Annotated in this window: 22 protein-coding genes; 8 read left to right on the top strand and 14 right to left on the bottom strand. The window is 56.8% G+C overall.

All coding sequences use genetic code 11. The features are described from left to right. Positions 1–782: 782 nt before the first annotated feature. Positions 783–1,889, bottom strand: a complete 1,107-nt coding sequence (locus tag ACW9JC_RS04135; protein ID WP_457453768.1) for a hypothetical protein — start codon at positions 1,887–1,889, stop codon at positions 783–785. A 578-nt stretch (positions 1,890–2,467) separates the two neighbouring features. Between ACW9JC_RS04135 and ACW9JC_RS04130 the strand changes: the two genes are divergently transcribed. The 3 genes from ACW9JC_RS04130 to ACW9JC_RS04120 all read left to right on the top strand — a co-directional run bounded on the left by ACW9JC_RS04130 (position 2,468) and on the right by ACW9JC_RS04120 (position 4,853). Then, the gene (locus tag ACW9JC_RS04130) at positions 2,468–2,797 is read left to right on the top strand and encodes a hypothetical protein (protein WP_457453766.1); all 330 of its coding nucleotides are present in this window, start codon (positions 2,468–2,470) and stop codon (positions 2,795–2,797) included. A 131-nt stretch (positions 2,798–2,928) separates the two neighbouring features. Continuing rightward, the gene (locus tag ACW9JC_RS04125) at positions 2,929–4,080 is read left to right on the top strand and encodes an RHS repeat-associated core domain-containing protein (RefSeq protein WP_457453765.1); all 1,152 of its coding nucleotides are present in this window, start codon (positions 2,929–2,931) and stop codon (positions 4,078–4,080) included. 461 nt (positions 4,081–4,541) lie between these two features. Further along, complete coding sequence (locus tag ACW9JC_RS04120; RefSeq protein ID WP_457453763.1) at positions 4,542–4,853, top strand: DUF3077 domain-containing protein; 312 nt, start codon at positions 4,542–4,544, stop codon at positions 4,851–4,853. 227 nt (positions 4,854–5,080) lie between these two features. Here ACW9JC_RS04120 and ACW9JC_RS04115 read toward each other — a convergent pair whose 3' ends face one another. The 6 genes from ACW9JC_RS04115 to ACW9JC_RS04090 form a co-directional block, all read right to left on the bottom strand. Then, positions 5,081–5,827 (bottom strand): hypothetical protein, encoded by a 747-nt coding sequence (locus ACW9JC_RS04115; protein ID WP_457453762.1) that lies wholly within the window; start codon positions 5,825–5,827, stop codon positions 5,081–5,083. A gap of 227 nt (positions 5,828–6,054) precedes the next feature. Next, positions 6,055–6,420, bottom strand: a complete 366-nt coding sequence (locus tag ACW9JC_RS04110; RefSeq protein ID WP_457453760.1) for a hypothetical protein — start codon at positions 6,418–6,420, stop codon at positions 6,055–6,057. Positions 6,421–6,880: 460 nt separating this feature from the next. After that, positions 6,881–7,093 (bottom strand): hypothetical protein, encoded by a 213-nt coding sequence (locus ACW9JC_RS04105; protein ID WP_457453759.1) that lies wholly within the window; start codon positions 7,091–7,093, stop codon positions 6,881–6,883. A 76-nt stretch (positions 7,094–7,169) separates the two neighbouring features. Next, the gene (locus tag ACW9JC_RS04100) at positions 7,170–7,559 is read right to left on the bottom strand and encodes a hypothetical protein (protein ID WP_457453757.1); all 390 of its coding nucleotides are present in this window, start codon (positions 7,557–7,559) and stop codon (positions 7,170–7,172) included. Further along, on the bottom strand, positions 7,559–8,533 hold the full coding sequence (locus ACW9JC_RS04095) for a hypothetical protein (RefSeq protein ID WP_457453756.1): 975 nt from the start codon (positions 8,531–8,533) through the stop codon (positions 7,559–7,561). Before ACW9JC_RS04095 ends, ACW9JC_RS04100 begins: the two co-directional genes overlap by 1 nt. A gap of 7 nt (positions 8,534–8,540) precedes the next feature. Then, positions 8,541–9,029 (bottom strand): Hcp family type VI secretion system effector, encoded by a 489-nt coding sequence (locus tag ACW9JC_RS04090; RefSeq protein ID WP_457453754.1) that lies wholly within the window; start codon positions 9,027–9,029, stop codon positions 8,541–8,543. 584 nt (positions 9,030–9,613) lie between these two features. Here ACW9JC_RS04090 and ACW9JC_RS04085 point away from each other — a divergent pair. The 4 genes from ACW9JC_RS04085 to ACW9JC_RS04070 are packed head-to-tail and all read left to right on the top strand — an operon-like array spanning position 9,614 to position 14,737. Next, positions 9,614–10,090, top strand: a complete 477-nt coding sequence (locus tag ACW9JC_RS04085) for a formate dehydrogenase subunit gamma (RefSeq protein WP_457453752.1) — start codon at positions 9,614–9,616, stop codon at positions 10,088–10,090. Beyond that, positions 10,090–11,646, top strand: a complete 1,557-nt coding sequence (locus tag ACW9JC_RS04080; protein WP_457453751.1) for a formate dehydrogenase beta subunit — start codon at positions 10,090–10,092, stop codon at positions 11,644–11,646. Before ACW9JC_RS04085 ends, ACW9JC_RS04080 begins: the two co-directional genes overlap by 1 nt. After that, on the top strand, positions 11,643–14,519 hold the full coding sequence (fdhF, locus tag ACW9JC_RS04075) for a formate dehydrogenase subunit alpha (RefSeq protein WP_457453749.1): 2,877 nt from the start codon (positions 11,643–11,645) through the stop codon (positions 14,517–14,519). Before ACW9JC_RS04080 ends, fdhF begins: the two co-directional genes overlap by 4 nt. Further along, on the top strand, positions 14,516–14,737 hold the full coding sequence (locus ACW9JC_RS04070) for a formate dehydrogenase subunit delta (protein ID WP_457453747.1): 222 nt from the start codon (positions 14,516–14,518) through the stop codon (positions 14,735–14,737). The genes fdhF and ACW9JC_RS04070 overlap by 4 nt, the downstream gene beginning before the upstream one ends. 123 nt (positions 14,738–14,860) lie before the next feature. Here ACW9JC_RS04070 and ACW9JC_RS04065 read toward each other — a convergent pair whose 3' ends face one another. Next, complete coding sequence (locus ACW9JC_RS04065) at positions 14,861–15,229, bottom strand: PH domain-containing protein (RefSeq protein ID WP_448106417.1); 369 nt, start codon at positions 15,227–15,229, stop codon at positions 14,861–14,863. Between the two features lie 61 nt (positions 15,230–15,290). After that, positions 15,291–15,632, bottom strand: a complete 342-nt coding sequence (locus tag ACW9JC_RS04060) for a potassium channel family protein (RefSeq protein ID WP_457453744.1) — start codon at positions 15,630–15,632, stop codon at positions 15,291–15,293. A gap of 141 nt (positions 15,633–15,773) precedes the next feature. Between ACW9JC_RS04060 and ACW9JC_RS04055 the strand changes: the two genes are divergently transcribed. After that, on the top strand, positions 15,774–15,950 hold the full coding sequence (locus ACW9JC_RS04055) for a hypothetical protein (RefSeq protein ID WP_457453742.1): 177 nt from the start codon (positions 15,774–15,776) through the stop codon (positions 15,948–15,950). A 3-nt stretch (positions 15,951–15,953) separates the two neighbouring features. Here the strand turns inward: ACW9JC_RS04055 and ACW9JC_RS04050 are convergent, their stop codons facing one another. The 5 genes from ACW9JC_RS04050 to ACW9JC_RS04030 all read right to left on the bottom strand — a co-directional run bounded on the left by ACW9JC_RS04050 (position 15,954) and on the right by ACW9JC_RS04030 (position 24,497). Further along, entirely contained in the window at positions 15,954–17,597 is a 1,644-nt protein-coding gene (locus tag ACW9JC_RS04050; RefSeq protein ID WP_457453741.1) for a fatty acid--CoA ligase, read from the bottom strand. Between the two features lie 19 nt (positions 17,598–17,616). Further along, complete coding sequence (locus ACW9JC_RS04045; RefSeq protein ID WP_457453739.1) at positions 17,617–19,395, bottom strand: acyl-CoA dehydrogenase C-terminal domain-containing protein; 1,779 nt, start codon at positions 19,393–19,395, stop codon at positions 17,617–17,619. Between the two features lie 7 nt (positions 19,396–19,402). Further along, positions 19,403–21,922 carry an efflux RND transporter permease subunit gene (locus tag ACW9JC_RS04040; RefSeq protein ID WP_457453738.1) on the bottom strand — a complete coding sequence of 840 codons (2,520 nt, stop codon included), beginning with the start codon at positions 21,920–21,922 and terminating at the stop codon, positions 19,403–19,405. A gap of 16 nt (positions 21,923–21,938) precedes the next feature. Beyond that, positions 21,939–23,015 carry a WD40/YVTN/BNR-like repeat-containing protein gene (locus ACW9JC_RS04035; protein WP_457453737.1) on the bottom strand — a complete coding sequence of 359 codons (1,077 nt, stop codon included), beginning with the start codon at positions 23,013–23,015 and terminating at the stop codon, positions 21,939–21,941. 123 nt (positions 23,016–23,138) lie between these two features. Next, positions 23,139–24,497, bottom strand: a complete 1,359-nt coding sequence (locus ACW9JC_RS04030) for a DUF1329 domain-containing protein (RefSeq protein ID WP_457453736.1) — start codon at positions 24,495–24,497, stop codon at positions 23,139–23,141. Positions 24,498–24,529: the final 32 nt, after the last annotated feature.

Genomic DNA, 24,529 nt, shown 5'->3' with positions numbered 1-24,529 from the left:
AATTGCTACACCGCGTTCTCTAGGAGACGCCAGCCAGTGTAACTCGATTTTTATTCAATAAAATCAATACTTTGACCGATAACGCTACACCTGCAACACCAGTAACACGTCGTTTTCCGTATGTCCACCCCACCCCCCCATCAGCAATGAATTCCACCAGCGAAGAGAGTCCAGCAGGAGCCGGGGGGCCCCTAAGCAAAAGAGATATACACGGGGTCGAAAACCCGCAGGACTGTGTTAGCGACAGGATACCCAGCTTAGTGAACAGGTGAACCGGGTGAACACACAGTTCACCAGTGCAAATGCACAAGGTCTTGAGAGGTTGCCGGGGACCCTGAACAAATCTGAAAGACACGGGACACAAAACCCGCAGCATCTTGTTAGCGACTGAGTTTTCTACGTTGGTTGACAGGTTGACGTGGTTGCCACCATCCCCAAGGTTGACGGGGCTCCACCATTCGCTATCAACAACACAATGGCGCACCTTTACCGTTGCGGTAACGATGCCCCTTTCTCTTCAATATCCTTTCAATTTCAACGTCGAAATTTCAGTAAGCTCGGGGAACTGTCGCTACCAAGATCTCGCGGGTTTCCGACCCCGTGTCCTTCAGATATCCCTAGGGTCCCCGGCGGTATCTGGCGCACCAGGCCACTGCATCAACCCTGCTCACCCCCCCAGCTGGCAGGACTTTGCAGACGCCAAACCGATTTGCAACCCAGCGTTTGGTACGACCCGATGGCAACACTTTTACCCGCCATTGCCCCTTTTTTAACCACAGACGTCAGGAGGGGATTGAGATTGAGTTAAAACTCACGACTGGGATCATAACTTGGAATCTGGTTTCTTCAGTATATGACCCTGAGTCATCACCGTAAGTAAGACTCAACCCATCAAAACTACTTAAAATCACATCCATAACAAAAATATTGAGCGGGACTTTTGGCGACCAGCAATGGGTTAGCAACTCGCCTGGCTCCGTCTTATTTGAGTTCCATATGATATAACGATATTTAATTCCCGCTCTGCAGCACAACTCAACGTTTTTCGCATGAGAGATATCGAGGCCAAAGCTGGGGCTTTTACTTGCACTCCAGCGAGAAGAGTTACTAAACTCAACCTTAAACGTCGAATCCATACACTTGAATGCATAAACCCTACTTATGTAAAGCTCAACTCCAGACAACTCATTGTAGCGAGGAATGGCAACATACCTGACTCCATTAGCAGGATCCTTCCTTTTAAACTCTAGAACCTCGATAGAACCGTCTTCGCCCAACCCAACAGCATCTATATCAGATAAATAAAGCTTGGAAAAATTCATCAAACAACGCTGAGAGAACAATCTTTTCAAGCCACTCAAACTTTCCGAGCTAAGCCAACCACTAATTTTTTTATCTACCGCAAGCGAACTACGAAGCGAAAGTTCAGCAATGACACCATCCGTGATCTGCTTCTGATAGGCTTTTGCCTGTTCGCTCAAGTCGGGCAAAAGAGTGCCATCACCTTTAACAATCAGCTCTGTGACTTTCCATTGAACATCTATACACTCTTCGAGAATAGAGACCTCGGACTCAACGAGAAAAAACTGGTCTACTCTATTAGCGCTGCTAATCATTTCTATGAACTGACGGTTAACATCACCATTTACACCGCCCTCTGAAAGCTTGAACCAAACTCTGTCTCTTGAATACTTACTTTTATTCCTGTACATCCACCCAAAACTCAACCTTTCGGGAAGCTTTAGTGCATTATTCCTCACCAAATACTTTTCGAAATACATCTCCGTAACAAGGCTAGCTAATCGCTTTGTTTCGACGTACGTTCCATTTTCATCTAGCTTAAATTCAACCCGATGAATCCAGTCAATCAACACCTGTTGTTCAGTCATTCAACCTAGTCCTGTGTTCCCTCACTCGAAAACGAGCAATACTCAAGGCCAACAAAATATTTCAGCAGTCTTCACCGTTCAAAAAAGATAGCGTTATTACCTCTTGACGATCGGTACCGACGATCACCAGCCCACGAAAATTGATCTTTTCATTATGAAACGTACGAAATTTACGAATGTAACCGGAATCGGCATCAAAATCCTCTCCAACGCTATCGAAAGCCCTTCGGACAGTGGACCGCCATGAATACCTAGGTAACCGCAGCATCATTTTTCTCTGATGCATGCACGCACGCATCAATATGGTTAAAATGCATCCAGCACCGAGATGCCTGTATCCCCACTTGTATCCCAAAGCATCTGAATCGCTTGCAGACCGCGATTTATATGGAACACACGAGTCTCCCTCGGGCACCAAAATTAAGAAAGGTCTTGCTTAGCAAGGCCTTTTTTTTCGCCCGCAGAAAAGCACCTGACACCCCACCGTCCCGTGTAGGAGCTGCCGAAGGCTGCGATCTTTTGATCTTGCTTCTCTTCTGTCCTTCTCGCCGGAAGAACATTTCACAAGGATTCCCCCCATGGAATTACACCTGGAAACCGTCGCCCTCTTCTCCCTCAAACTGGCTTATGAGTCGGAAGATTCAAGCCCGATTTTGCGTGACGATTTGGTCATGGGTGATTACCAGCGGGATGTGTTTGAGTTGCTGGTGCGGCGGGGGGATGTTGAGGCGATTCAGGTGAAGGTGGATGAGTGTGTGGGGTTGGCGTTGGAGGCGGTTGGGGGTGTGGATAAGCCGTTGGGGCGGGAGTTGGGGAGATTGGCGGGGGAGTTTGCTGGGGTTCAGACGATCACGCACCTTGATGCCCCGCTCATCACGCTCAAGGATTATCTGAAAGACATTCAATGAATGAGGGTCGAGACTTCTCGGGTGCCGTTGATGCTATTTAAAACATGCAAACTATCACTTCTGCTAGTACCCAGACCTCGCGATTCCCTGAATACTGAACGCTTCAGTTAGAACTTTGAGGCGTTCACCCCATGACAACTCAACCTAAAACTCTACTTTGCCATTATCGCTATGATGCTCTCGACCGGCTGATCGGTAACTTGATCATGGGTGAACCAGAGCTGCAGCGATTCTATTGCAAAAATCGCCTAAGCACTGAGATACAGGGGAGGATACGCCACTCCGTCATCCAGCATGGCGACCAGCTATTGGCGCAACTACAGAGCAATGGCGATGCACTCCACACCACATTGCTGGCTTACGATCAAAAGCGCTCGGTGACGCAGACACTCAAAACCGATGGTCAAACACAAACCATAGCCTATTCGCCCTATGGTCACAGCGACCCTTTAAGTAGGGTACCTAGCTTACTCGGCTTTAATGGGGAGCGGCCGGAACCGTTGACTGCGCATTACCTGTTGGGGAACGGATATAGGGCTTTCAATCCAGTGCTAATGCGATTCAATAGCCCTGATAGTTTGAGCCCATTTGGTAAGGGCGGTTTGAACCCGTACACCTATTGTTTGGGAGAACCAATCAACAGCACTGATCCGACAGGACATGTAATACAAACATCAGCAATCGTAGCAGCACTCCAAAAACATAAACCCTATCTAAAAATACCGCGTCCAACACTTGCCTCACCCACAGCCCTCACCAAACTAAAAGCAACGCCACCAACGCTAGGTGAATATACCCTTGCGGGCTATCATGGCTCCTCAAGCAGACATATAAAAAGCTTCGAAAAAGGATTGAATATTAAACAAGCAGGATCAGCTAACGGATTGAATTATGGAGAGGGATTCTACGCAACACCCGACATTCAATTTGCCAGCAACTATTCCGTACCTGCTGCCTATGGCGATCGGCCATATAAAGACATTGGCATTTTTTTTCCGTACACTTCGCTTTCTCGAGACTCAGCCATAACAGATGTACATTACGTGCTTAACGCAGAACTACCAACTACATTCGGAGTTTACGTAAAGGATTACCACCTAAAAAAACCGGGTATAGACTTTCAATACATCCCATCGCTACATGGTCCACTGACTGACGCTGAGCTCGTTTTCCCACCATCAATGTATGAAAGCATCAAAGTAGTACCTCTACCTTCACGTGCCAACCCGCCAAAGCCTTACATCGACAATTTAAATATTAGAAAAAAAGTGAAGCTCTTTTAGCGGCGACTCTGGTCTTTATCGCTACGCAGAAAAGAGGTGGGGAACACATTACTTCCCAGCACGAGGGTCGGAGTCGAGCGCTCCGAAGGTTGCAGATCGAGAGTCTCCACGTTACGCTCCCCACCGTCGCTGCCAATTCAGCGACCGGGTGTGGTAACCCGAGTTATTCAAGGCGCAACAGCGCCCCAATCACGTCATCAGGCGCTTTTTTTATGCCTGCGACGTGAGTTATGGCGGCTGTGCGTGGGACGCCCTCGGGCGTGCCGGTTTCCTTGATTCCCGGTTTACCACCCTGCGCACAGCTGTCACCCATTCGTGTGGTAACGAACGTGGCAGCTCCTCATATCAAGGAGTTGGATAATGCGCAGTATCAATCCGTTTGAAATTTGGCTTTCCCCTCTACTCAACCCCCTATCGCGTACCCCCCTCCCCCATTGCCTCTCCATCCTCGGAGGTGGCCAATGACTGAACAATCTGAACTCAAAACCATTGGTCTGACGCCCGCGATCTACTGTGCGGATCAACCACTGTTCCACGTCACTCGCGGGGTTCCTCTTGGTGATGCGTTGTCCATGGCTTCCGATTTTTTGTTCCTGGCCAAGACGCTCACTGAAGATGCTGCTTATGCCAGGGACACTGATCGTCACGCCTGGGCTGCGCATTATCTGACTTCGATGAGTAAGGCGTTGGTGGATGATGCGGTGAAGGTGCTTACTCGGGATCGGGTTTATGTGCCGGTGTCCAAGCGGGCGGGGGCTAAGGCTGAGGGTTAGTGGTTGAGGCCTGTGGGGGTGGTTTGTGAGGGTGGTGGCTGATTCGGCATTTGTGTTGGCTGAGTGGGCGCTATCGCTGGCAAGCCAGCTCCCACAGGGTATTGCGGTGCGCTGTCGGGTGTTATTTGACCTTGGGGTTTGAGTGGGGTGTGGTGCATCTTCGGGATTGAGGGTGGTTGGGCTGACGATATCGCCAGCCATCCTGCGCTGAAGAAAAATCCTGAGGGTTACTTCAGCGCTTTTACGACTCGAACGTCGATGGGAAAGCCATCCGCACCGGCCAATTTCTTCCATCCCACGTACTGAAAAACCCCTTTCGGATTGATGTAGTCGCCTCGCTCCACGGTTTCACCGCCCAGCACGGCGACGTGCTTGTAGACGCCGCAGCTGCCGTCCGAACGATGGACGGTGTACACCACGTAGGGTTTGATGTAATGCGCGGCGCGGAAATGGCGGCCGCAGCCAAAATCGACAGTGAGCATCAAGGTTTTCAGATTTGCTTCGCCATCCAGTTCGGCGTGCTGGTCGAGGTCGCCGATTTCGCCGACGTCGGTGAAGCCCAGAAAGCGAGCACGTTTGTATTCCGGGGAGTTCAGGTGCTCGGTCTGGGCTTGGCGGAAATGTTGATCCATCGCCTCGTCGTTTTCAGCACTGCCCTTGGCCACTGTGTCTTTGGCTTGGGAGACGACGTTTTCACAACGGGCGTAATCGGGGGAGCTGAGGCTTGGCTGGGCCAGGTTCTTGCGGTGTACCGTAATGGTTCGCAGAAAGCCCTGGATGTTGGGCAAGACATCCATGGCCATCTTGCGCCCGTTCTGTACATCGGTCACATCCCGCTGTAATTGCTGGCAATCGGAGAGGTAGGTTTTCCAGGCGTATTCCGGAGATTCTTCCCAGTCGGCGAACGCCGGGGTCATCACGACGGCGAAAGTGATTGCGCAGAATAGGCGCGAGGCTGGAGTGGCAGTGAGCATGTGTAGTCCGTTACAGAGTTGAAGGCAGTGGCGCGACGCTACTATTTTGCCAATTTGCTGTCCACTGGCAGCCCAAGGGGCAGGCCCCATTTCCTGCTTGATGGGGGGTTGGGGTTTGGTGCAGAACATCCCTTTTTTGCATTTATAACTCGCCACCGATCCCCTACTGCTGTGGCGGTCCCAGCAAGGCCAGTCTCAGGGAAGGTCCCTCCAATTGCGTCTTAGAATCAAATGACAAAAAAACAGTAGATAGAAGCCGCAAATAATGTGAACCCACTAATGATCCATGGCACCAACAATTTTCGTTTCAGGTGAATGGGCAGATTCAACAACTCATCCTTTTCTATAAGCCCACGTTTTTCACAGAGCCGAGGAATCAAAAACATTAGAGCCATTGTACAATTCCTGATGAGCAGACCCACCAAACCTGCATGGGAAAGCACCTTGCGATTACTCGCTACAAACTTACTTTTATCCAGGTAACTTTCTAACAGCTCAGTAAAACGATACGAAGACAAAACAATCCAGAACGTTGATACGATTCCAAGAAAGAATATCAATATCACGATGATCGCCAGCGCAACATTATTCATTATGGCAAGACCTTACAAATAACTTCTCACTACCTTTCCAAACTTTTCACCGCACTCATCCACAACCCAACCACCTACATTTACTCTAATTACATCATGAAGCTAGCGCCTCTAGACTTCCGCTAACGGCACATAATACTAAGACCATCCTGTCTCTGTAATAGCTCAACCGAATCCACCCACGACTCGAAGGACAATACGCCCCGACTAATACCCACTCAGCGACTTTTTATAAAAATATCTGACCATCTTGAATACGACACGGCAGGAATTGATAAAAAATCATGCCAATCATCCAACTCAATTAACGCACTTCACAAAGGCCCCAAACACAATAAAAGCAATACTTAATAGCCAGAAACCCCCCACGAGATCACTAGCATCCTTTTTAAAGCTTTCGGAAATCGTTCGACTTCAGCAGCATTGACGATACCTCGCCTCACTGAAATGCCCGGCATGATCAAACCATAGTGAGAACCCCACTACGCATAAACTCCCCAAAAATCCCCATATTATAAAATGCGGCTTTGTTAACGCTCACAAAATGACCATTACACAAAAACGCTTCCGCTTTTTCGGTGTGAACTTGCACAATATACATCAGCCATACCGCGACAAGCAAAAGCGGCGCAAGCATCATTAAAAATACAAGGTCGACATGGACATTATTCATTGCGGATTTTTATTATAGGTAAAAATAGCAACTAGCAAACAACTTTACTTTCACTCACCAAATATCATAACAGCACCTATACACCAGCCGACTTATCAACATACTCAATGTAAAACCCTAAAATCATAAGTGCGCTCGTAAACAGGAAACACAACCCCCATGAAACAACCAAAACTCGTTTTATTCTTCTTGGAAACTCTTTGACCTCATTCACATTAACAAGCCCCCTTTTCGCCAAAAGATCTGGATTTATCAACACCAAAGTAATGAAGCCATTGCGCATAGCTTTCCCCAATAAGCCAGCTTGATCAAATGCTTCCAAATTAGCTTTTACAAAACCACTGTTTGACAGCAGTGCTTCTGCTTTTTCCGTATAGACATGAACCATATAAATTAGCCACACGAGGATAATTATCAGTGGCATACCAATGAAAAACCCCAGGAGCCCTAAAGAAACCGAACTCATTACATCAATTCTCTGTAAATAAACTCACCGAATTTTTCACCTGCTGCACCTCCGAGCTTTTCGCCTTCCTTACTTCCCACTACCCCTCCTATTACGCTGCACACCAGTGCGCCGCCTCCTCCAGTAGTCAAACCCAATATCGCTATACATCCGTACGAAGCTGCGAGACCGCCAAGTAATCCCCCACCGCTGCCACCAGCCAAACTAAGAACCAGAGAAGAACCCTCAACATACTTCGCCTTCGTACACTCATCCTCCCGCCCCAACGTACATGCCTGCTTAATCTTCAGCCCGGCGGAGGCAACGCTCAGGGCAGTGCCGATATAAACTCCTCGCTTGATCAACTTCGCCGCCCTGGCCACACCACTGACCTTCTGCGCGTAACCGGTAATCTCGCCGGTACTCATGTAGCTTTTGGTCGAAATCCCCAACATTCGTTTGATCGAACCTTGGGAACGCAATCCCGAGCCGTAAGAGGCAACATTGCCCAGTTGTTTTTCCAGCTTGATGAATAACATTGCGCGTTCGCTGTAGAACCTGTCTCTGGCTGCAATAGACCCACTGCGCAGATAGTTTTCATGGGCCTGTTCGATCTCCTCTAGCGTGGTCTTGATCGCGGCCATGTATTTGCTCCACCCATCACTGACGGCCCCGGCGCCGATAGCGCCATAGTCGAGTAACTCCTGCAGCAGTTCGAAGTTGTCGAGAAAGAAGTCGTCGGCGTCGACCTGATTAGTCAGCAGGGCGATGTGAATATCTCTGGCTTTGCTCATCAAGTACGCCTCTTGATGGGTACTGGATGAGGTCGTCACATCACCGATGATCACTAATTCACCCGCCAACACCGCAGTATTGGCGATATGGCTGTTGAGTGCATCAAACTTGCTTCTTGCAATGCCGGTCAGTCGCAGTTCGGCCTTGAGGGATTCGAAAGACTGTGTTCGTGAGTTGATAAACGCTAGAGGCTCTGTCATCTAAGCCTCACGAATATCTTTTATTGCTAATGCGATCCCAGCCACCCGCTATGTTGCCGCCGCCTGCACCATCGCTGCGTTTTTGCTGGGTGTACACAGTTTTAATGCGGCCGTAATTCAGTTGCACCATTTCAACGGGAATGCCGGCTGCGGCATTTTGCGTGTAGTCGGCGATGATGACTTCCTCTAGCACAATCTCGTAGTACTTGAGCTTGTCGGTACCCGCCCGGCTCAGCACCAAGGTGACCTCTTTCAGGTGCTCACCGGCGCAACTGGCTTCCATCAGTTTGCAGCTGGATTTGTCCAGCGTTTTGGTAAAAGTGAAATGGCTCAGGGTTGTCCGGCCGGCGGTAGCGCCACCGGCAGAGCTGGCGGTGGCTGAGGTGCTTTGATAAGTGCTAAAGCTGTAGCCACTCACTTCGATCCAGTTAAGGTATTTTTCGTCCAGCGCTTCGCCTGGAATACCTTCAATTTTGATAAAAGCGTCGAACGCCATGAGACCGCTCCTTGGCAGTGGGTAGTTTGTCTTTTTAAAGGAGCAGGAAATCTACGCCGTTCGGGATAAGCGTTGACTCATTCAGACATCGCCAAAAAACAGAATCAGATGCTTCCGATTCTGTTTGGGCAGACGGATGTAGGACATTTCCGCTCACTAGGCATTGGAGCGGGTTTGGGGGTGCAGCGGAGGGATCGACACATCTGCTCCGTAGAATTGCCCTCGATTCTGATGCTTCTTCTCATCTGTAATGCTTGCTATACATCACCCATCGACAAGCCCTCCGGGCATTAGGCCGGTGTGTGAACGCCCTTGCGGCGCTCATCTAGACTTAATGGATAGTCGTAGACAGAACTGAACACGTCGCTTTGGTGCAGTTGAATCAATAGCCGCGTGGCAATCTGCCTTTTATGCCCTGAAAGATGTGCGACAGAGATCGCATCGGGCACAACAAGATGCCCGCCAAGGGTGCCCTGGCCACCGGCCTGAAATCCACGATACCGTGACGTGGTGTGAATGCCGCAGCCGACACTTTCGGACGACCGACGACCTTCTGGTTTGTCCGTGACCGTGAGGATTGCTGAATGCCTGATGAGTTGTTGCACCTGCCTGTGGTCAACAGTCTGCTGGAGCGCCATAAGGGCACCCCGGGTGCGCTGTTGCCCATTCTTCATGATCTTCAGGAGCGCATCGGTTACGTCCCCGATGTCGCCGTCCCCGAGATTGCCCATGCCCTCAACCTGAGCCAGGCCGAGGTGCGAGGGGTGATCAGTTTTTACCATGACTTCCGTACCGCACCGCCCGCGCGACATATCCTGCGGCTGTGCCGGGCTGAGTCGTGCAAGAGCCGTGGTGCCGAGGATCTCGCTGCGCAATTGCGCGAGCGGCTGCAACTGGATGATCACGGCAGCAGTGCCGATGGCAGCATTAGTTTGCGTCCTGTTTATTGCCTGGGTGCCTGTGCCTGTTCGCCAGCGCTGGAGCTGGATGGCCGGGTGCATGCGCGGCTCAGTGCCGAGCGGTTGGATGCGTTGCTTGACGCTTGCCGGGAGGACGCGTGATGCCGACTCTTTATTTGCCTTGTGATTCGCTGGCTCGTGCCGTGGGGGCCGATGAGGTGGCGGTGGCGCTGATCACGCAGGCTCAGGAACGTAATTTGCCGCTGGAGTTGCAGCGCACCAGTTCGCGTGGTTTGTATTGGCTGGAGCCGTTGTTGGAAGTGGATAGTCCGCAGGGCCGTATCGGTTTTGGTCCGCTGACGGCTGACGATGTGCCGTCGGTGCTTGAAGCGCTGAACAATTCATCCGCTCATCCGCTGGCCTTGGGTCTTGTAGAAGAGTTGCCTTATCTCAAGTCTCAACAACGCCTGCTGTTCGCCCGCGCCGGTATTACGCGGCCATTGTCGCTGGACGATTACCGGGCCCATGGCGGTTTCGAAGGTTTAACGAGGGCCGTCAGTATTGGCGGTGAACAGACTGCGACGGCAGTGTTCGATTCAGGCCTGCGTGGCCGTGGCGGCGCGGCCTTCCCCGCCGGGATCAAATGGCGCACGGTGCGCGCTACCGAGGCGGCGCAGAAGTACATCGTCTGCAACGCCGACGAAGGCGACTCAGGCACCTTTGCCGACCGCATGTTGATGGAAGGCGACCCCTTCCTGCTGATCGAAGGCATGGCGATTGCCGGCATTACCGTCGGCGCCACCTTCGGCTACATCTATGTGCGCTCGGAATATCCGGATGCCGTGGCGACGTTGCGCGCAGCGCTGAACATCGCCCGAACTGCCGGTTACCTCGGCGCCAATGTCGGCGGCAGCGGCTTGGCTTTCGATATGGACGTGCGCGTCGGGGCCGGTGCTTACATCTGCGGTGAAGAAACCGCGCTGCTGGACTCTTTGGAAGGCAAGCGTGGGATCGTTCGCGCCAAGCCGCCGATTCCGGCGTTGCAGGGTTTGTTCGGCTTGCCGACGCTGGTGCACAACGTGCTGACGTTGGCCTCGGTGCCGCTGATTCTGGCCAAGGGTGCGCAGTTTTATCGTGATTACGGCATGGGCCGTTCTCTGGGCACCATGCCCTTCCAACTGGCGGGCAATGTGCGTCACGGCGGTCTGGTGGAACGGGCCTTTGGCCTGACCTTGCGGGAGTTGGTGGAAGACTACGGCGGCGGGACCGCCAGTGGCCGGCCGCTGAAGGCTGCGCAGGTGGGTGGTCCGCTTGGTGCCTGGGTTCCGCCCTCGCAATTCGATACGCCGCTGGATTACGAAGCCTTCGCCGCCATGGGCGCGATGCTCGGTCACGGCGGTGTGGTGGTGGCTGACGACACTCTGGACATGGCCCACATGGCGCGTTTCGCCATGCAGTTCTGCGCCGAGGAATCCTGTGGCAAATGCACGCCGTGCCGCATCGGCTCGACTCGCGGCGTCGAGGTGATCGACCGTCTGTTGGCCGCGCCTGACCAGAACAGTCGCGATGCGCAGGTGATCATCCTCAAGGACCTGTGCGACACCCTGCAATACGGTTCGCTCTGCGCGTTGGGCGGCATGACGTCTTATCCCGTGGCCAGCGCCCTCAAGCACTTCCCCGCTGACTTCGGTCTGCAAGCCTCGGAGGCCGAGCAATGATTACTCTCTTCGACCCGAAAACCGATATTGACCTCGGTACGCCGGCCCGCGACAGCGACGTGCAAGTCACCCTGAGCATCGATGGCCGCAGCATCAGCGTGCCCGAAGGCACTTCGGTGATGCGCGCCGCCGCGTTGCTCGGCACCACCATTCCCAAACTCTGTGCCACCGACAGCCTGGAAGCCTTCGGCTCCTGCCGCATGTGCCTGGTGGAGATCGACGGAATGCGTGGTTATCCGGCGTCCTGCACCACGCCGGTCAGCGAAGGCATGAGCGTGCACACCCAGACGCCCAAGCTCGCGACCCTGCGGCGCAACGTCATGGAGTTGTACATCTCCGATCACCCGCTGGACTGCCTGACCTGCTCGGCCAATGGCAACTGCGAGCTGCAAACCGTGGCCGGTCAGGTCGGCCTGCGGGAGGTGCGTTACGGCTATGAAGGCGACAACCATCTGGCCGACGTGAAGGACACGTCCAACCCGTATTTCGACTACGACCCGAGCAAATGCATCGTCTGCAACCGCTGCGTGCGTGCCTGTGAAGAAACCCAAGGCACCTTTGCCCTGACGATTACCGGGCGCGGGTTTGAGTCCCGTGTTTCGGCTGCGGGTGGGGATAACTTCCTCGATTCGGAATGCGTGTCCTGCGGCGCCTGTGTGCAGGCCTGCCCCACCGCGACCCTGATGGAAAAAAGCGTGGTCGAACTGGGTCAACCGGAACGCAGCGTGATCACCACCTGCGCCTATTGCGGCGTGGGCTGTTCGTTCCGCGCCGAGATGAAGGGCGACAAACTGGTACGCATGGTGCCGGACAAGAACGGCCAGGCCAACCACGGCCACTCCTGCGTCAAAGGGCGCTTTGCCTGGGGCTATGCAACCCACCCGGATCGCATCACCAAACCGATGATCCGCAAGCACATCAGCGACCCGTGGCAGGAAGTCAGCTGGGATGAAGCGGTGACTTACGCCGCCAGCGAGTTCCGTCGGTTGCAGCAAAAATATGGCCGCGATTCCATTGGTGGCATTACCTCCAGCCGTTGCACCAACGAAGAAACCTATCTGGTGCAGAAACTGGTGCGCGCCGCGTTCGGCAACAACAACGTCGACACCTGTGCGCGGGTTTGTCATTCGCCGACCGGTTATGGCCTGAAGCAAACGTTGGGCGAGTCTGCTGGTACGCAGAGTTTCGACTCGGTGATGCAGGCCGACGTGATTCTGGTGATGGGCGCCAACCCTAGCGACGCCCACCCGGTGTTCGCCTCACAGCTCAAACGCCGCTTGCGTGAAGGCGCGCGGCTGATCGTCATCGATCCGAGACGCATTGATCTGGTGGACTCGGTGCACGCCCGCGCCGAAGTGCACCTGGCGCTGCGTCCCGGCACCAACGTCGCCATGCTCAATGCGCTGGCCCATGTGATTGTCACCGAAGGCTTGCTCAATCAGGCCTTTATCGACGCCCGTTGCGAAGGTAGCGATTTCGCCAATTGGCGCGAGTTCGTCAGCCGCGCGGAAAACTCACCGGAAGTGCTCGGCGCAGTCTGCGGTGTAAACGCTGCCGACATCCGTGCCGCTGCGCGTCTGTATGCCACTGGCGGCAATGCGGCGATCTACTACGGATTGGGCGTTACCGAGCACAGTCAGGGCAGCACGGCGGTCATGGGCATCGCCAACCTCGCCATGGCCACCGGCAACATTGGTCGCGAAGGCGTGGGCGTGAACCCGTTGCGTGGGCAGAACAATGTGCAGGGTTCCTGCGACATGGGCTCCTTCCCTCATGAGCTGCCCGGTTACCGGCACATCTCCAACGAGGTGGTGCGCACGCAGTTCGAACAGGCGTGGAACGTCACCCTGCAATCGGAGCCTGGCTTGCGCATTCCCAACATGTTCGAGTCGGCACTGGCCGGCAGTTTCAAAGGTTTGTATTGCCAGGGCGAAGACATCGCCCAGAGCGATCCGAATACTCAGCACGTGACTGCGGCGCTGTCGGCCATGGAGTGTGTGGTGGTGCAGGATATTTTCCTCAACGAAACCGCCAAGTTCGCCCACGTGTTTTTGCCGGGCAGTTCGTTCCTGGAAAAGGACGGTACTTTCACCAACGCCGAGCGACGCATCTCTCGGGTGCGCAAGGTCATGGAGCCGCTGGGAGACAAGGCTGACTGGGAAGGCACCGTGGCGCTGGCCAATGCCTTGGGTTACCCGATGAGCTACCAGCATCCATCGCAAATCATGGATGAAATCGCCAGCCTGACGCCGACCTTCACCAACGTCAGCTACGCCGAACTGGATCGCCACGGCAGCCTGCAATGGCCGTGCAACGCGGCGGCACCGGACGGCACGCCGACCATGCACATCGAGGAATTCGTGCGCGGCAAGGGGCGGTTCATGCTCACCGGCTACGTGCCGACCGAGGAAAAGGTCAACGCTCGCTATCCGCTGTTGCTGACCACCGGGCGCATCCTCAGCCAGTACAACGTCGGCGCGCAAACCCGGCGTACCGACAACGTTGCCTGGCATGACGAAGACCGCTTGGAAATCCACCCGACCGACGCCGAGAGCCGTGGCATCAACGAAGGTGACTGGGTCGGCATCGGCAGTCGCGCCGGGCAGACCGTATTGCGTGCGCGGATCACCGAACGGGTCGCGCCGGGCGTGGTGTACACCACGTTCCACTTCCCTGAGTCGGGCGCCAACGTGATCACCACCGATAACTCTGACTGGGCTACTAACTGTCCGGAGTACAAGGTCACCGCCGTGGAGGTCAGCCGCGTTTATCACCCTTCGGAGTGGCAGAAGCGCTTTCAGGAGTTCAGTGATGAGCAGCATCGTTTGCTGAAGGAACGTCGGCATCCTGAGAAAGCCGAGGTGCGTAAATGAGTACGGACAACCTGATCAAGATGGCCAACCAGATCGGCCAGTACTTTGCTACGCAACCGGACCAGGAGCAGGCAGTGCTCAGTGTGCGTAATCATCTGCAGATGTTCTGGGCGCCGAGCATGCGCAAGGAATTGCTGGCGTGGCAGACGGAGCACAAAGGGGCGGATTTGCATCCGTTGGTGCAGGCGGCGGTGAGTGGGGCGGGTTGGGAGGCTTAGCCTTCTGCTGAAAATCTGTAGGAGCATAGCTTGCTCGCGATAGCGTCAGTTCAGGCAACATTGATGTTGAATGTATTGGCCTCATCGCGAGCAAGCTCAGCTCCTACAAAAGCTGTGTGTTGCTCATAGCAGGTGCTGGGAAATCATCTTGGAGACCTCGACCATCGAGGTCTTGCCGGTGAATTCGAACTTCACTTTCCCCAGCGACGAAAAATAGATTTCCAGTTCGGAATCCAGATCGAACGTCCCCGAGGTTTCCACCGAATACGCCACGATGTTTTTGTACGGCAACGAAGTGAAGTCTTTCTTGCTGCCGGTGATGCCCTGCACGTTCACCGCGATGATGCGTTTGTTGGTAAACACCACGCCGTCGCGCATGGATTTGTAGGAGTCGATGACTTTCTCACCGTCCAGCAACAGGGCGGTCACGCGTTCGGCGTACTCGTCGTTTTGCTTGAGCTTGAAGAATCCCTTGTTGTTGAAGTCGATCATGGATCATTCCCTGTGGGTCAAAACCCGCATCTAAGCACGACTTCATGGCATTGAGCCTGTCTTACTTGTCGCCACCTGTTACCCGCACCGCGATCTCGATCGCCCGCACGCTGATCGCCGCGAATATCGCGGTCAGCAGCACGCCGTTGAAGCCGAGCAGTATTGCCAATATTCGCGACAGCGGCATTTTCGGCACAAGTTCGCCGTAGCCGATGGTCAACCCGGTCACGAAACCGAAGTAGATGCCGTCGAAAGGCTCCCAACCTTCCAGATAGCTGATGATCAGGCCGAAGGTGACGATGACGACAAGCATGACGGAAAGGATCGGCGAAACGATTCGAAGGTAATAGCCGACGGCTTTGTAGAACTCTCGACGGATGTGCGACGTGCGAACGTGCTTCATGTCTTGGGCTTCCTGTGGGCAGCGGGCGAACGGGCATCCATCAGCTTGGCACAGGATTTGGAAATCGATGGCCGGACCAACGGAGCGTGGCAGGCGCAGAACACGGATTAAGCTGGAAAGACCCGGCACCGGAGAACTCCCATGCTCAAGCACTTGATTGCGCCGCTTCTGTTCGCCGTGGTCGTGGCCATCAGCGGTTCGTCCTGCCATGACACGCGCCAGGACGAACAGGCGAGCCCGCCCGTCAACGGTGGCAGTGGCAGGATCATCCCTCCCCAGCAACGCATGCCCTCGACCATGCCACGGCCGCGGATGTAGCGGTCAGTTGGCTTCGCTTTCGCGGATCAGTTTCTTGTTGATCTTGCCGACGCTGGTCTTGGGGATTTCTGCGACAAATTTGAACTGCTTGGGGATCGCCCATTTGTTGATGCGCCCGCCATCGACGAAGGCTTGCAGGTGGGTTTCCAGGATCTTGCGGTCGAGGAATTGACCCGGCTCGCTGACGACCATGGCCATCGGCCGTTCACCCCACTGTTCGTCGGCAATGCCCACCACCGCAACCGACATCACCGCCGGGTGTTGGCTGATCAGGCTTTCCAGTTCCAGTGAGCTGATCCACTCGCCGCCGGTCTTGATCACGTCCTTGATGCGGTCCTTGATTTCCACACCGCCCCATTCATCTATCGACGCCATGTCGCCGGTGTGCAGCCAGCCGTTGTGCCACAGCTCGGCGCCCTTCTCCTTGTCCTTCAAATAACCCTGGGTCAGCCACGGCGCGCGCACCACGATTTCGCCGAGAGATTCGCCATCGTGGGCGACATCGTTGCCTTCGGCGTCGATGATCTTCAGGTCGACCATCGGCACCGTCGTGCCGGTCTTGATGCGGATCGGCAGTTGGGCTTCGGCGGATAACTGGAGGTCTTCGTCACGCAGGTAGGTCAGGCACAGCAACGGGCAGGTTTCCGACATGCCGTAACCGGCGTGCACCACCATGCCTTTGTTGCTGGCTTCGCTGGCGATGCCCAGGGTCAACGCGCTGCCGCCGAGGAGCATTTTCCAGCCGTCGAAACGCGCCTGTTTGCCTTCCTCACAGTTGAGGATCATTTGCAGGATGGTCGGCACGCAGTGCGAAAACGTGACCTTCTCTTCGCGATAGAGGCGCACCAGGCTGTTGGGTTCGTAGCGGCCAGGGTAGACCTGCTTGATGCCCATCAGGGTCGCGACGTAGGGCACGCCCCACGCATGCACATGGAACATCGGCGTGATCGGCATGTACACGTCGTCGGAACGCAGCAGCGGCTGGCCCTGATAAACGCCCAACGTGCCGACGGCATTCAGGGTGTGCAGGACCAATTGGCGATGGGTGAAGTACACGCCTTTCGGGTCGCCGGTGGTGCCTGTTGTGTAGAACAGGGTGGCGACCGAGTTCTCGTCGAAGTCGGGGAAGGCGTATTGGTCGGATGCCTCGGACAGCAAATGCTCGTACTCGCCGACCACCGGCAGTGAGGTACTGGCCGCCGTTTCGTCGGTGAGTTGAAGGTAGCCTTTGACGGTGCTCAACCGCCCGTGAATCTGTTCAACCAGCGGCAGAAAATCATCATGCACCAGCACCAAATCATCCTCGGCGTGGTTCATGGTGTAGAGCACTTGTTCCGGCGACAGGCGAATGTTCACCGTGTGCAGCACCGCGCCGATCATCGGCACGGCGAAAAAGCATTCCAGATAACGGTGACTGTCCCAGTCGAGCAGCGCCACGGTGTCGCCCGCCTTCACGCCGGCCGCCGTCAGCGCGTTGGCCAGGCGGCGGATGCGCTTGTTGAGGGTCAGGTAGTTGTAGCGCAGCTTGTCGGCGTAGACGATTTCGCGACCTGGCTCGTAGCGCACGCCGGACAGCAGCAATTGCTTGATCAGCAGCGGATAGGCGTAGGCGCCGTCGGCGGGCGGAATTATTTTTGTCGCCATCATGTTGGGGTTCCTTGTCCTTTCAGAACTGATCGGCTTGCAACGCGAACAGGCATTCACTGCCAGCCTTGGCCGATGCGCTCAACGAGTGAATACGCGGCAGCAAGCGGGCGAAATAGAAGCGTGCGGTGGCCAGTTTGCTGACGTAGAAATCGTCCTTCGAATGGGTGCTCATCGCAGCCTTGGCCATACGCGCCCACATGTAGGCGTAGGCGGTGTAGCCGAACACGTGCAGGTACTCGACCGAGGCCGCGCCGATTTCATTCGGGTTGCTTTGTGCGCGGTCGAGCAGCCACGCGGTGAGTTCGTCGAGGGTGTCGACGGCGGCATTCAGCGGCTTGGTGAACTCGCCGAGATCGGCGCAGGCATTGGCGGTGAAGTTACGGATTTCCGAGGCGAACAAACGGTAAAGCGCCCCGCCGCTGCCGACGATTTTGCGCCCGGCCAGGTCCAGGGACTGGATGCCGTTGGTGCCTTCGTAGATCTGCGTGATACGCACGTCGCGCACCAGTTGCTCCTGGCCCCACTCGCGGATGTAGCCGTGGCCGCCGAAGATCATCTGACCGTGAAGTGTGGTTTCGAGGCCCATGTCGGTGAGGAAGGCCTTGGCTACCGGAGTCAGCAGCGATACCAGTTCCTGAGCGCGGTTGCTGGTGAATTCGTCTTCGCTGAACTTGGCGCTGTCCAGTTGCAGCGCCACGTAGCTGGAGAACGCGCGACCGCCTTCGTTCAAGGCTTTCATGGTCAACAGCATGCGCCGCACGTCGGGGTGGACGATGATCGGGTCGGCGGATTGTTCCTTGAACTGCGCGCCGGTCGGCGCACGGCTTTGCAGACGATCACGGGCGTAGGCGACGGCGTTCTGGTAGGAGCGTTCGCCCTGCGCCAGGCCTTGAATGCCCACGCCCAGACGCTCGTAATTCATCATGGTGAACATCGCCGCCAGGCCTTTGTTCGGCGCGTCGACGATCCAGCCGGTGGCGCCGTCGAAGTTCATCACACAAGTGGCGGACGCCTTGATGCCCATTTTGTGTTCGATGGAACCGCAGGACAGCGCATTGCGTTCGCCCAGTGAACCGTCGTCATTGACCAGCACCTTCGGCACCAAAAACAGCGAGATGCCTTTCGGGCCTGCCGGTGCATCCGGCAGTCGCGCCAGCACCAAATGGATGATGTTTTCCGTCAGGTCGTGTTCGCCGCCGGTGATGAAAATTTTACTGCCACTGACTTTGTAACTGCCGTCGGCCTGAGGTTCGGCGCGGGTGCGGATCATGCCGAGGTCGGTGCCGGCGTGGGCTTCGGTCAGGCACATCGAACCGGTCCAGGTCCCGGCGTACATGTTCGGCAGGTACTTGGTTTTCAGTGCTTCGCTGGCGTGGGCGTTGATCGACAGGCAAGCTCCCGCCGTCAACATCGGATACAGGCCGAACGACAGGCTGGCCGAGTTGACCATTTCTTCGACCTGCGCCGAAATCGCCTTGGGCATGCCCATGCCGCCGAACTGCGGATCGCCGCCGACACCGACCCAACCGCCCTCGGCGAACGCTTGATAGGCCTCGGCGAAACCATCCGCCGCGCCGACCACGCCGTTGTTCCAGGTGCAGCCCTGTTCGTCGCTGGCGCGGTTGAGTGGCGCGATCACTTCGCCGCTGATCTTGCCGGCCTCTTCCAGAATGGCGGCGGCGGTTTCTTCATCGATCACTTCAGCCAGGCCCGGCAGTTTGGCCCACAACCGGGACACCTGGAAAACCTCGTTGAGTACGAAGCGCATGTCGCGCAAAGGAGCTTTGTAGTCAGACATTGTTGGCTTACTCGGAAGTGGTCAGGGCATGAGGCACGCCCGGACGTTCAGTGGATTCGATGGTTTCGGCCGGCATGACAGGCGCGGTTTGCGGCACCCTTTCACGCAGCAGGAAGTACGACAGGGCCGGGATCAGGATCAGCGCGCCGAGCATGTTCCACAGGAACATGAAGGTCAGCAGGATGCCCATGTCGGCCTGGAACTTGATCGGCGACCACACCCAGCACACCACGCCCGCTGCGAGGGTGATGCCCACCAGCCCGACCACCCGGCCGGTGAACGACACGGCATTGCGGTAGGCCTGGGACAGCGGCAGGCCCTGGCGCTGGAAGTGCAACTGCACGCTGAGCAGGTACAAGGCGTAGTCGACGCCGATGCCGACGCCGAGGGCGATCACCGGCAGGGTCGCGACTTTGACGCCGATGCCCATGGCGACCATCAGCGCTTCACACAGGATCGAGGTCAGCACCAGCGGTAACAGCGCGACCAGCGTGGCGCGCCAGCTGCGGAAGGTGATCAGGCAAAACAACGTCACCGCCGCGTAGACGTACAGCAGCATGGTGCGATTGGCTTCGCGCACGACGATGTTGGTCGCTGCTTCGATGCCCGCCGTACCGGCCGCCAACAGGAACTGGCGATCTTCGGTGCTGTTTTCCTTGGCGAACTGGTCGGCAATCGCCACCACGGCGTCGAGGGTTTCGGCCTTGTGATCCTTGAGGAAGGTGATCACCGGCATCAGCGAACAATCAGTATTGAACAGCTCCGGCGAGTTGACCGAGGCTTGCTGCGCGGCGTAGTTGAGCACGTCCTGATTGCGCTGGATGCTGTTGAGTTTTGGGTTGCCTTCGTAGGTGCCGGCGGTGATTTGCCGCACGGCGTTGACCAGCGACGCCGTGGCCTGCACGCCCGGATACTGCTGCAGTTCCCAGGCCAAGCGGTCGGCGAGCACCAGGGTTTTATAGTTGAGGCAGCCTTCCGGCGCGGTCTTGATCATCACCGCGAACAGGTCGCTCGATAGCGCGTAATGCTGGGTGATGTAGGCGTTGTCGCGGTTGTAGCGCGAGTCGGCACGCAGTTCCGGCGCACCGCTTTCAAGGTCGCCGATTTTCAGGTTGAGGCTGACCATGAAACCACCGACGCCCATCAGCACCGCGACCAACACCGCGCCGGTCGCCCACTTGGCGGTGGTGAAGCGGTCGAGCAGATCCCAGAGTTTGCCGAAGCCTTTGTGGTGTTCGGCGCGGGTGTCGATTTTCAGTGCGCGCTCGGCGGCTTTGGCGCCAACGCCGACATAGGACAGTGCCACCGGCATCAGCAACAACGAAGTGAAGATCAGCACCGCGACGCCGATGCTGGCGGTGATCGCCAAGTCCTGGATCACCGGGATGTCGATCAGCATCAGCACCGCAAAACCCACGGCATCGGCCAGCAACGCGGTGACGCCGGCAATGAACAAACGGCGGAAGGTATAGCGCGCAGCGATCAGCTTGTGGGTGCCGCGGGCGATGTCCTGCATGATGCCGTTCATCTTCTGCGCGGCGTGGGACACGCCGATGGCGAAGATCAAAAACGGCACCAGCACCGAGTACGGATCGATGGCGTAACCCAGCCAGGCGACGATGCCCAGTTGCCAGACCACCGCGATCAGCGAGCAGCCGACCACCAGCAATGTGCTGCGTACGCAACGGGTGTAGGCGTAGATGATTGCCAGCGAAGTGATCACCGCCAGACCGAAAAACATCATCACTTGAATCAGGCCATCGATCAGGTCGCCCATCAGTTTGGCGAAGCCGATCACCCGCACCTTGTACTGGCCCTTGCCCTCTTCCCCGGCCTTGCGCGCGGCGCTGTCGCCGGCGAATTCGATTTTGTCGCGCAACTGCTCTTCGAGCATTTGCGAGAAGGCGTGGTAGTTGATGGGTTGACCACCGGCCGCCGCTTTGTCCAGCAGCGGCACGATCAGCATGCTCGATTTGAAGTCGCTGGCCACCAAGCTGCCGACCAATCCGGCGCGGGAGATGTTCTGGCGCAGTTGCTCGATTTGCTCAGGCTGACCGGAATAGGTGTCGGGCATTACCGGGCCGCCCTGGAAGCCTTCCTCGGTGACTTCGGTCCAGCGCACGGCCGGGCTCCACAGCGACTTCATCCAGGCCCGGTCGACGCCTTCGGTGAGGAACAACTGATCGTTGACCTGCTTGAGCACGTCGAGGTACGCCGGGTCGAAAATATCGCCTTGGGTGTTCTCGACAACGACGCGCACCGAGTTGCCAAGACCGCGCAACGACTGGCGGTTTTCCAGGAAGTTCTGAATGTAGGGCTGGCTCTGCGGAATCATTTTTTCGAAGCTGGGGCGCAGTTCAAGGCGCGTCACGGCCATGAAGCCCAGCACCACGGTCGCCAGCGCCATCAGCAGCATGAACAGCGGACGGTAGTTGAACACCAAGCGTTCGAGGAGGTTACCGGAGTGCTGGTCGAAATCGCGCAGCTCGCGGATCACCGGCATGGCGTCTTGTTTGATATTGCCCATGTCTGGGTTCTCGCTCTTAGGGTTCGAGGGCTAGCGTCTGGGCGCCACGGCTGCCCGCGACCACCAACGCGCCAGCGGCGGACTGGGTGGCACCGGCGACCGGCGTCGGCACCGGTTGGCGCAGCAGCTGCAATTGCGCGCCCGTGCCCTGGCTGACCAGCATCTGTCCGCCCTGGGTGAACAAGCGGTAATTACCACGGGCATCGATCAGGCCAGCGGTGATGCTGACGTGCAGGCCGGAGTCGAGCGCGGCCCAGTTCTGGCCGCCATCGATGCTGCGCAACACGTTGCCGCGCAGGCCGTAGACCAGCACTTCGCCGGGCTTGCCGAGCACGCCGAAGAAACTGCCCTGATAGGGCGTCGGCACGGCGGCGAAGCGTTGGGCGTGGTCATCCCATTTGAGCAACAGGCCTTGTTCGCCAGCGATGTACACCGCATCGCCGGTGGAGGCGATGGCGTTGAGGTGGAAACCCTGCGGGTTGTCGGTGCGATCCTGGAATGGCGTCCAGTTCTGGCCACCGTCGTCGGTGCGCAGGATCAGATTGAACACGCCGACCACATAGCCAACTTTGTCGTTGGCGAACCAGACGTCGAGCAGCGGTTTATCCGCGCCCTGCTCGACCAATCGCTGGCCCTCGGCAACCAGCAACGGCCATTGCTCGTTGCTCGGTTCGGCGTTGGCCCGCGCGGTGTAATGCTTGACCAGTAAAGCGCCGATCTGGCGACCGTCGAGTTGCTTTTGCCAGGTCGCGCCGGCGTCGCTGCTGTGCAGCACCACGCCGTCATTGCCCACCGCCCAGCCTTGGGTGGCGGTCGGAAAATTCACCGCAGTGAGGTCGGCACTGGCCGGCACGGTGGCCTGCTTCCAGTGCTGACCGGAATCATCGGAAAACACAATATGGCCACGCTGGCCGACGGCGATCACGCGCTCACCGGCGCGGGCCATGCCGGACAACGGGCTTTTGATGGCCAAGGCGCTGACCTTGACAGGCAGGTCCAGCACATCGACGTAATCGGCCGCGTGGGTGGTGCCCTGCAACAGGCCGAGCACCACGCCAAACGCCAACGGCAAATAATTTTTATACGAACACATACCGCGTCCTCTTCGGAAAACCGCGCCGGGACACACGTCCGTGTGCCTGACGTTGAAACCTGGCGCCCGCTCGTTCCCACCGCCTCGTGAGCCGTGAATCGAGCGGGCGTTTTTGCGGTTGGCTTAGCGAATACCGGCGCCGGCCAGGGATTCCGACGACCACTGCGCCTTGGAGAGCGGGTCGATGTACTTGATGCCGCCATACGGGCCGACCACACCGTTGATGTTGTAGGTGCCGCCGACCAGGTCGTAGATCATGAACGGCGTGGAGTCCGGCACCTGCTTGTCATAGCTCTGGCTGAGGAAGGCGAAGGAGCCGCGATAGAGCTGGCCACGGGCGTCGTATTGATCCGAGGCCAGAGCGGTCCAGCTGTCTTCGTCGAGGTAGAAGCGGCGCTTGGCGTAGATGTGGCGCGCACCGGACTTGAGGGTGCCTTCGACGACCCACACGCGGTGTTTTTCCCAACGCACGAAGTCTGGCGCGAGGTGGTTGGCGCTGGTCAGCGATTTCGGATCCTGGACGTAGGTCAGTTTGTAGGTGTTGTAGGGCACGATCATTTCCTGCTTGCCCACCAGCTTCCAGTCGTAGCGATCCAGCGCACCGTTGAATACGAACACGTCATCGTAGGTGCCCGCGCCGGCGGTGCCCGGGTTCGGCGTGTCGTAGGCCAGGTTCGGCGCCAGTTTCACTCGACGCTGGCCCGGCAGGTATTGCCAGGCGCGGCGTGGCTGCTGCAACGGGTTGGCCGCATCCTTGAGCATGATCGCTTCCCCGGCCCGGCGCGCAGGGCCGGTGTAGGACAGCTTCATCTGGTAGTACACGTCGGCGCTGCTGATCGGCTGCGCCAGGTTTTCGTAGATCGGGTAGGAAATGAATGCCTGCCCGGTGATCGCCAGGCTTGGCACACCCGCAGAGTCGACGTTCCACGAGTCGTACTTGGAGTTGATGCTCACGCCCTGATAGCGCAACAGGAAGTTCCACATCGCTTCATTGCCCGACTGCGGAATCGGGAATGGGACGCCCGGCAGCACGTTTTCGATGGCCAGCCCACCTTCGAGCGACTTGGCGCCGCTGGCGTTTTTCACACCGTTATCCAGCACGGCCTGGGGCAGCGAGACGGTGCGGTGAGTCGGGAACACATCGACACGAAAAGTCGGGAAGCGCTTGGCCAGTTCCACCGTGGTGGCGCTGAGCATGTTCTTGTACTGATCGACGTTTTTGCCGTCGATCACCAACAGTGGTTTTTCGTTGGCGAACGGGTCCGGACGCATGCTGTCGCCGGCCTTGAAACTGGCCGGCGGCGTGGTCAGGCCACCGTTGTAGGCGGGGATGGAACCATCAGCGTTCCCGGCCTTTTCGGCGCCCACCAGCGTCAGGCTGCTGCCGAGTTTGGCAACGTCCTGAGGTGAAACAGCGGCCTGCGCCTGCGCGGCGAGGACCATGGCCAGCGAAGCGGCCAACACGGTTTGTGCGAATTTCATGTTGTTATTCTCCTGCTTGCATTGAGCAAATC

The sequence above is a fragment of the Pseudomonas sp. SDO5591_S426 genome (assembly GCF_054070755.1).
The sequence above is the reverse complement of the archived record's forward strand: the minus strand, read 5'-3'. Positions and strand labels throughout refer to the sequence as shown.

Coding starts and splice junctions, on each gene's coding strand:
- ACW9JC_RS04135 (WP_457453768.1), bottom strand. CDS start 1,889: ATGACTGAACAACAGGTGTTGATTGACTGGATTCATCGGGTTGAATTT.
- ACW9JC_RS04130 (WP_457453766.1), top strand. CDS start 2,468: ATGGAATTACACCTGGAAACCGTCGCCCTCTTCTCCCTCAAACTGGCT.
- ACW9JC_RS04125 (WP_457453765.1), top strand. CDS start 2,929: ATGACAACTCAACCTAAAACTCTACTTTGCCATTATCGCTATGATGCT.
- ACW9JC_RS04120 (WP_457453763.1), top strand. CDS start 4,542: ATGACTGAACAATCTGAACTCAAAACCATTGGTCTGACGCCCGCGATC.
- ACW9JC_RS04115 (WP_457453762.1), bottom strand. CDS start 5,827: ATGCTCACTGCCACTCCAGCCTCGCGCCTATTCTGCGCAATCACTTTC.
- ACW9JC_RS04110 (WP_457453760.1), bottom strand. CDS start 6,420: ATGAATAATGTTGCGCTGGCGATCATCGTGATATTGATATTCTTTCTT.
- ACW9JC_RS04105 (WP_457453759.1), bottom strand. CDS start 7,093: ATGAATAATGTCCATGTCGACCTTGTATTTTTAATGATGCTTGCGCCG.
- ACW9JC_RS04100 (WP_457453757.1), bottom strand. CDS start 7,559: ATGAGTTCGGTTTCTTTAGGGCTCCTGGGGTTTTTCATTGGTATGCCA.
- ACW9JC_RS04095 (WP_457453756.1), bottom strand. CDS start 8,533: ATGACAGAGCCTCTAGCGTTTATCAACTCACGAACACAGTCTTTCGAA.
- ACW9JC_RS04090 (WP_457453754.1), bottom strand. CDS start 9,029: ATGGCGTTCGACGCTTTTATCAAAATTGAAGGTATTCCAGGCGAAGCG.
- ACW9JC_RS04085 (WP_457453752.1), top strand. CDS start 9,614: ATGCCTGATGAGTTGTTGCACCTGCCTGTGGTCAACAGTCTGCTGGAG.
- ACW9JC_RS04080 (WP_457453751.1), top strand. CDS start 10,090: ATGCCGACTCTTTATTTGCCTTGTGATTCGCTGGCTCGTGCCGTGGGG.
- fdhF (WP_457453749.1), top strand. CDS start 11,643: ATGATTACTCTCTTCGACCCGAAAACCGATATTGACCTCGGTACGCCG.
- ACW9JC_RS04070 (WP_457453747.1), top strand. CDS start 14,516: ATGAGTACGGACAACCTGATCAAGATGGCCAACCAGATCGGCCAGTAC.
- ACW9JC_RS04065 (WP_448106417.1), bottom strand. CDS start 15,229: ATGATCGACTTCAACAACAAGGGATTCTTCAAGCTCAAGCAAAACGAC.
- ACW9JC_RS04060 (WP_457453744.1), bottom strand. CDS start 15,632: ATGAAGCACGTTCGCACGTCGCACATCCGTCGAGAGTTCTACAAAGCC.
- ACW9JC_RS04055 (WP_457453742.1), top strand. CDS start 15,774: ATGCTCAAGCACTTGATTGCGCCGCTTCTGTTCGCCGTGGTCGTGGCC.
- ACW9JC_RS04050 (WP_457453741.1), bottom strand. CDS start 17,597: ATGATGGCGACAAAAATAATTCCGCCCGCCGACGGCGCCTACGCCTAT.
- ACW9JC_RS04045 (WP_457453739.1), bottom strand. CDS start 19,395: ATGTCTGACTACAAAGCTCCTTTGCGCGACATGCGCTTCGTACTCAAC.
- ACW9JC_RS04040 (WP_457453738.1), bottom strand. CDS start 21,922: ATGGGCAATATCAAACAAGACGCCATGCCGGTGATCCGCGAGCTGCGC.
- ACW9JC_RS04035 (WP_457453737.1), bottom strand. CDS start 23,015: ATGTGTTCGTATAAAAATTATTTGCCGTTGGCGTTTGGCGTGGTGCTC.
- ACW9JC_RS04030 (WP_457453736.1), bottom strand. CDS start 24,497: ATGAAATTCGCACAAACCGTGTTGGCCGCTTCGCTGGCCATGGTCCTC.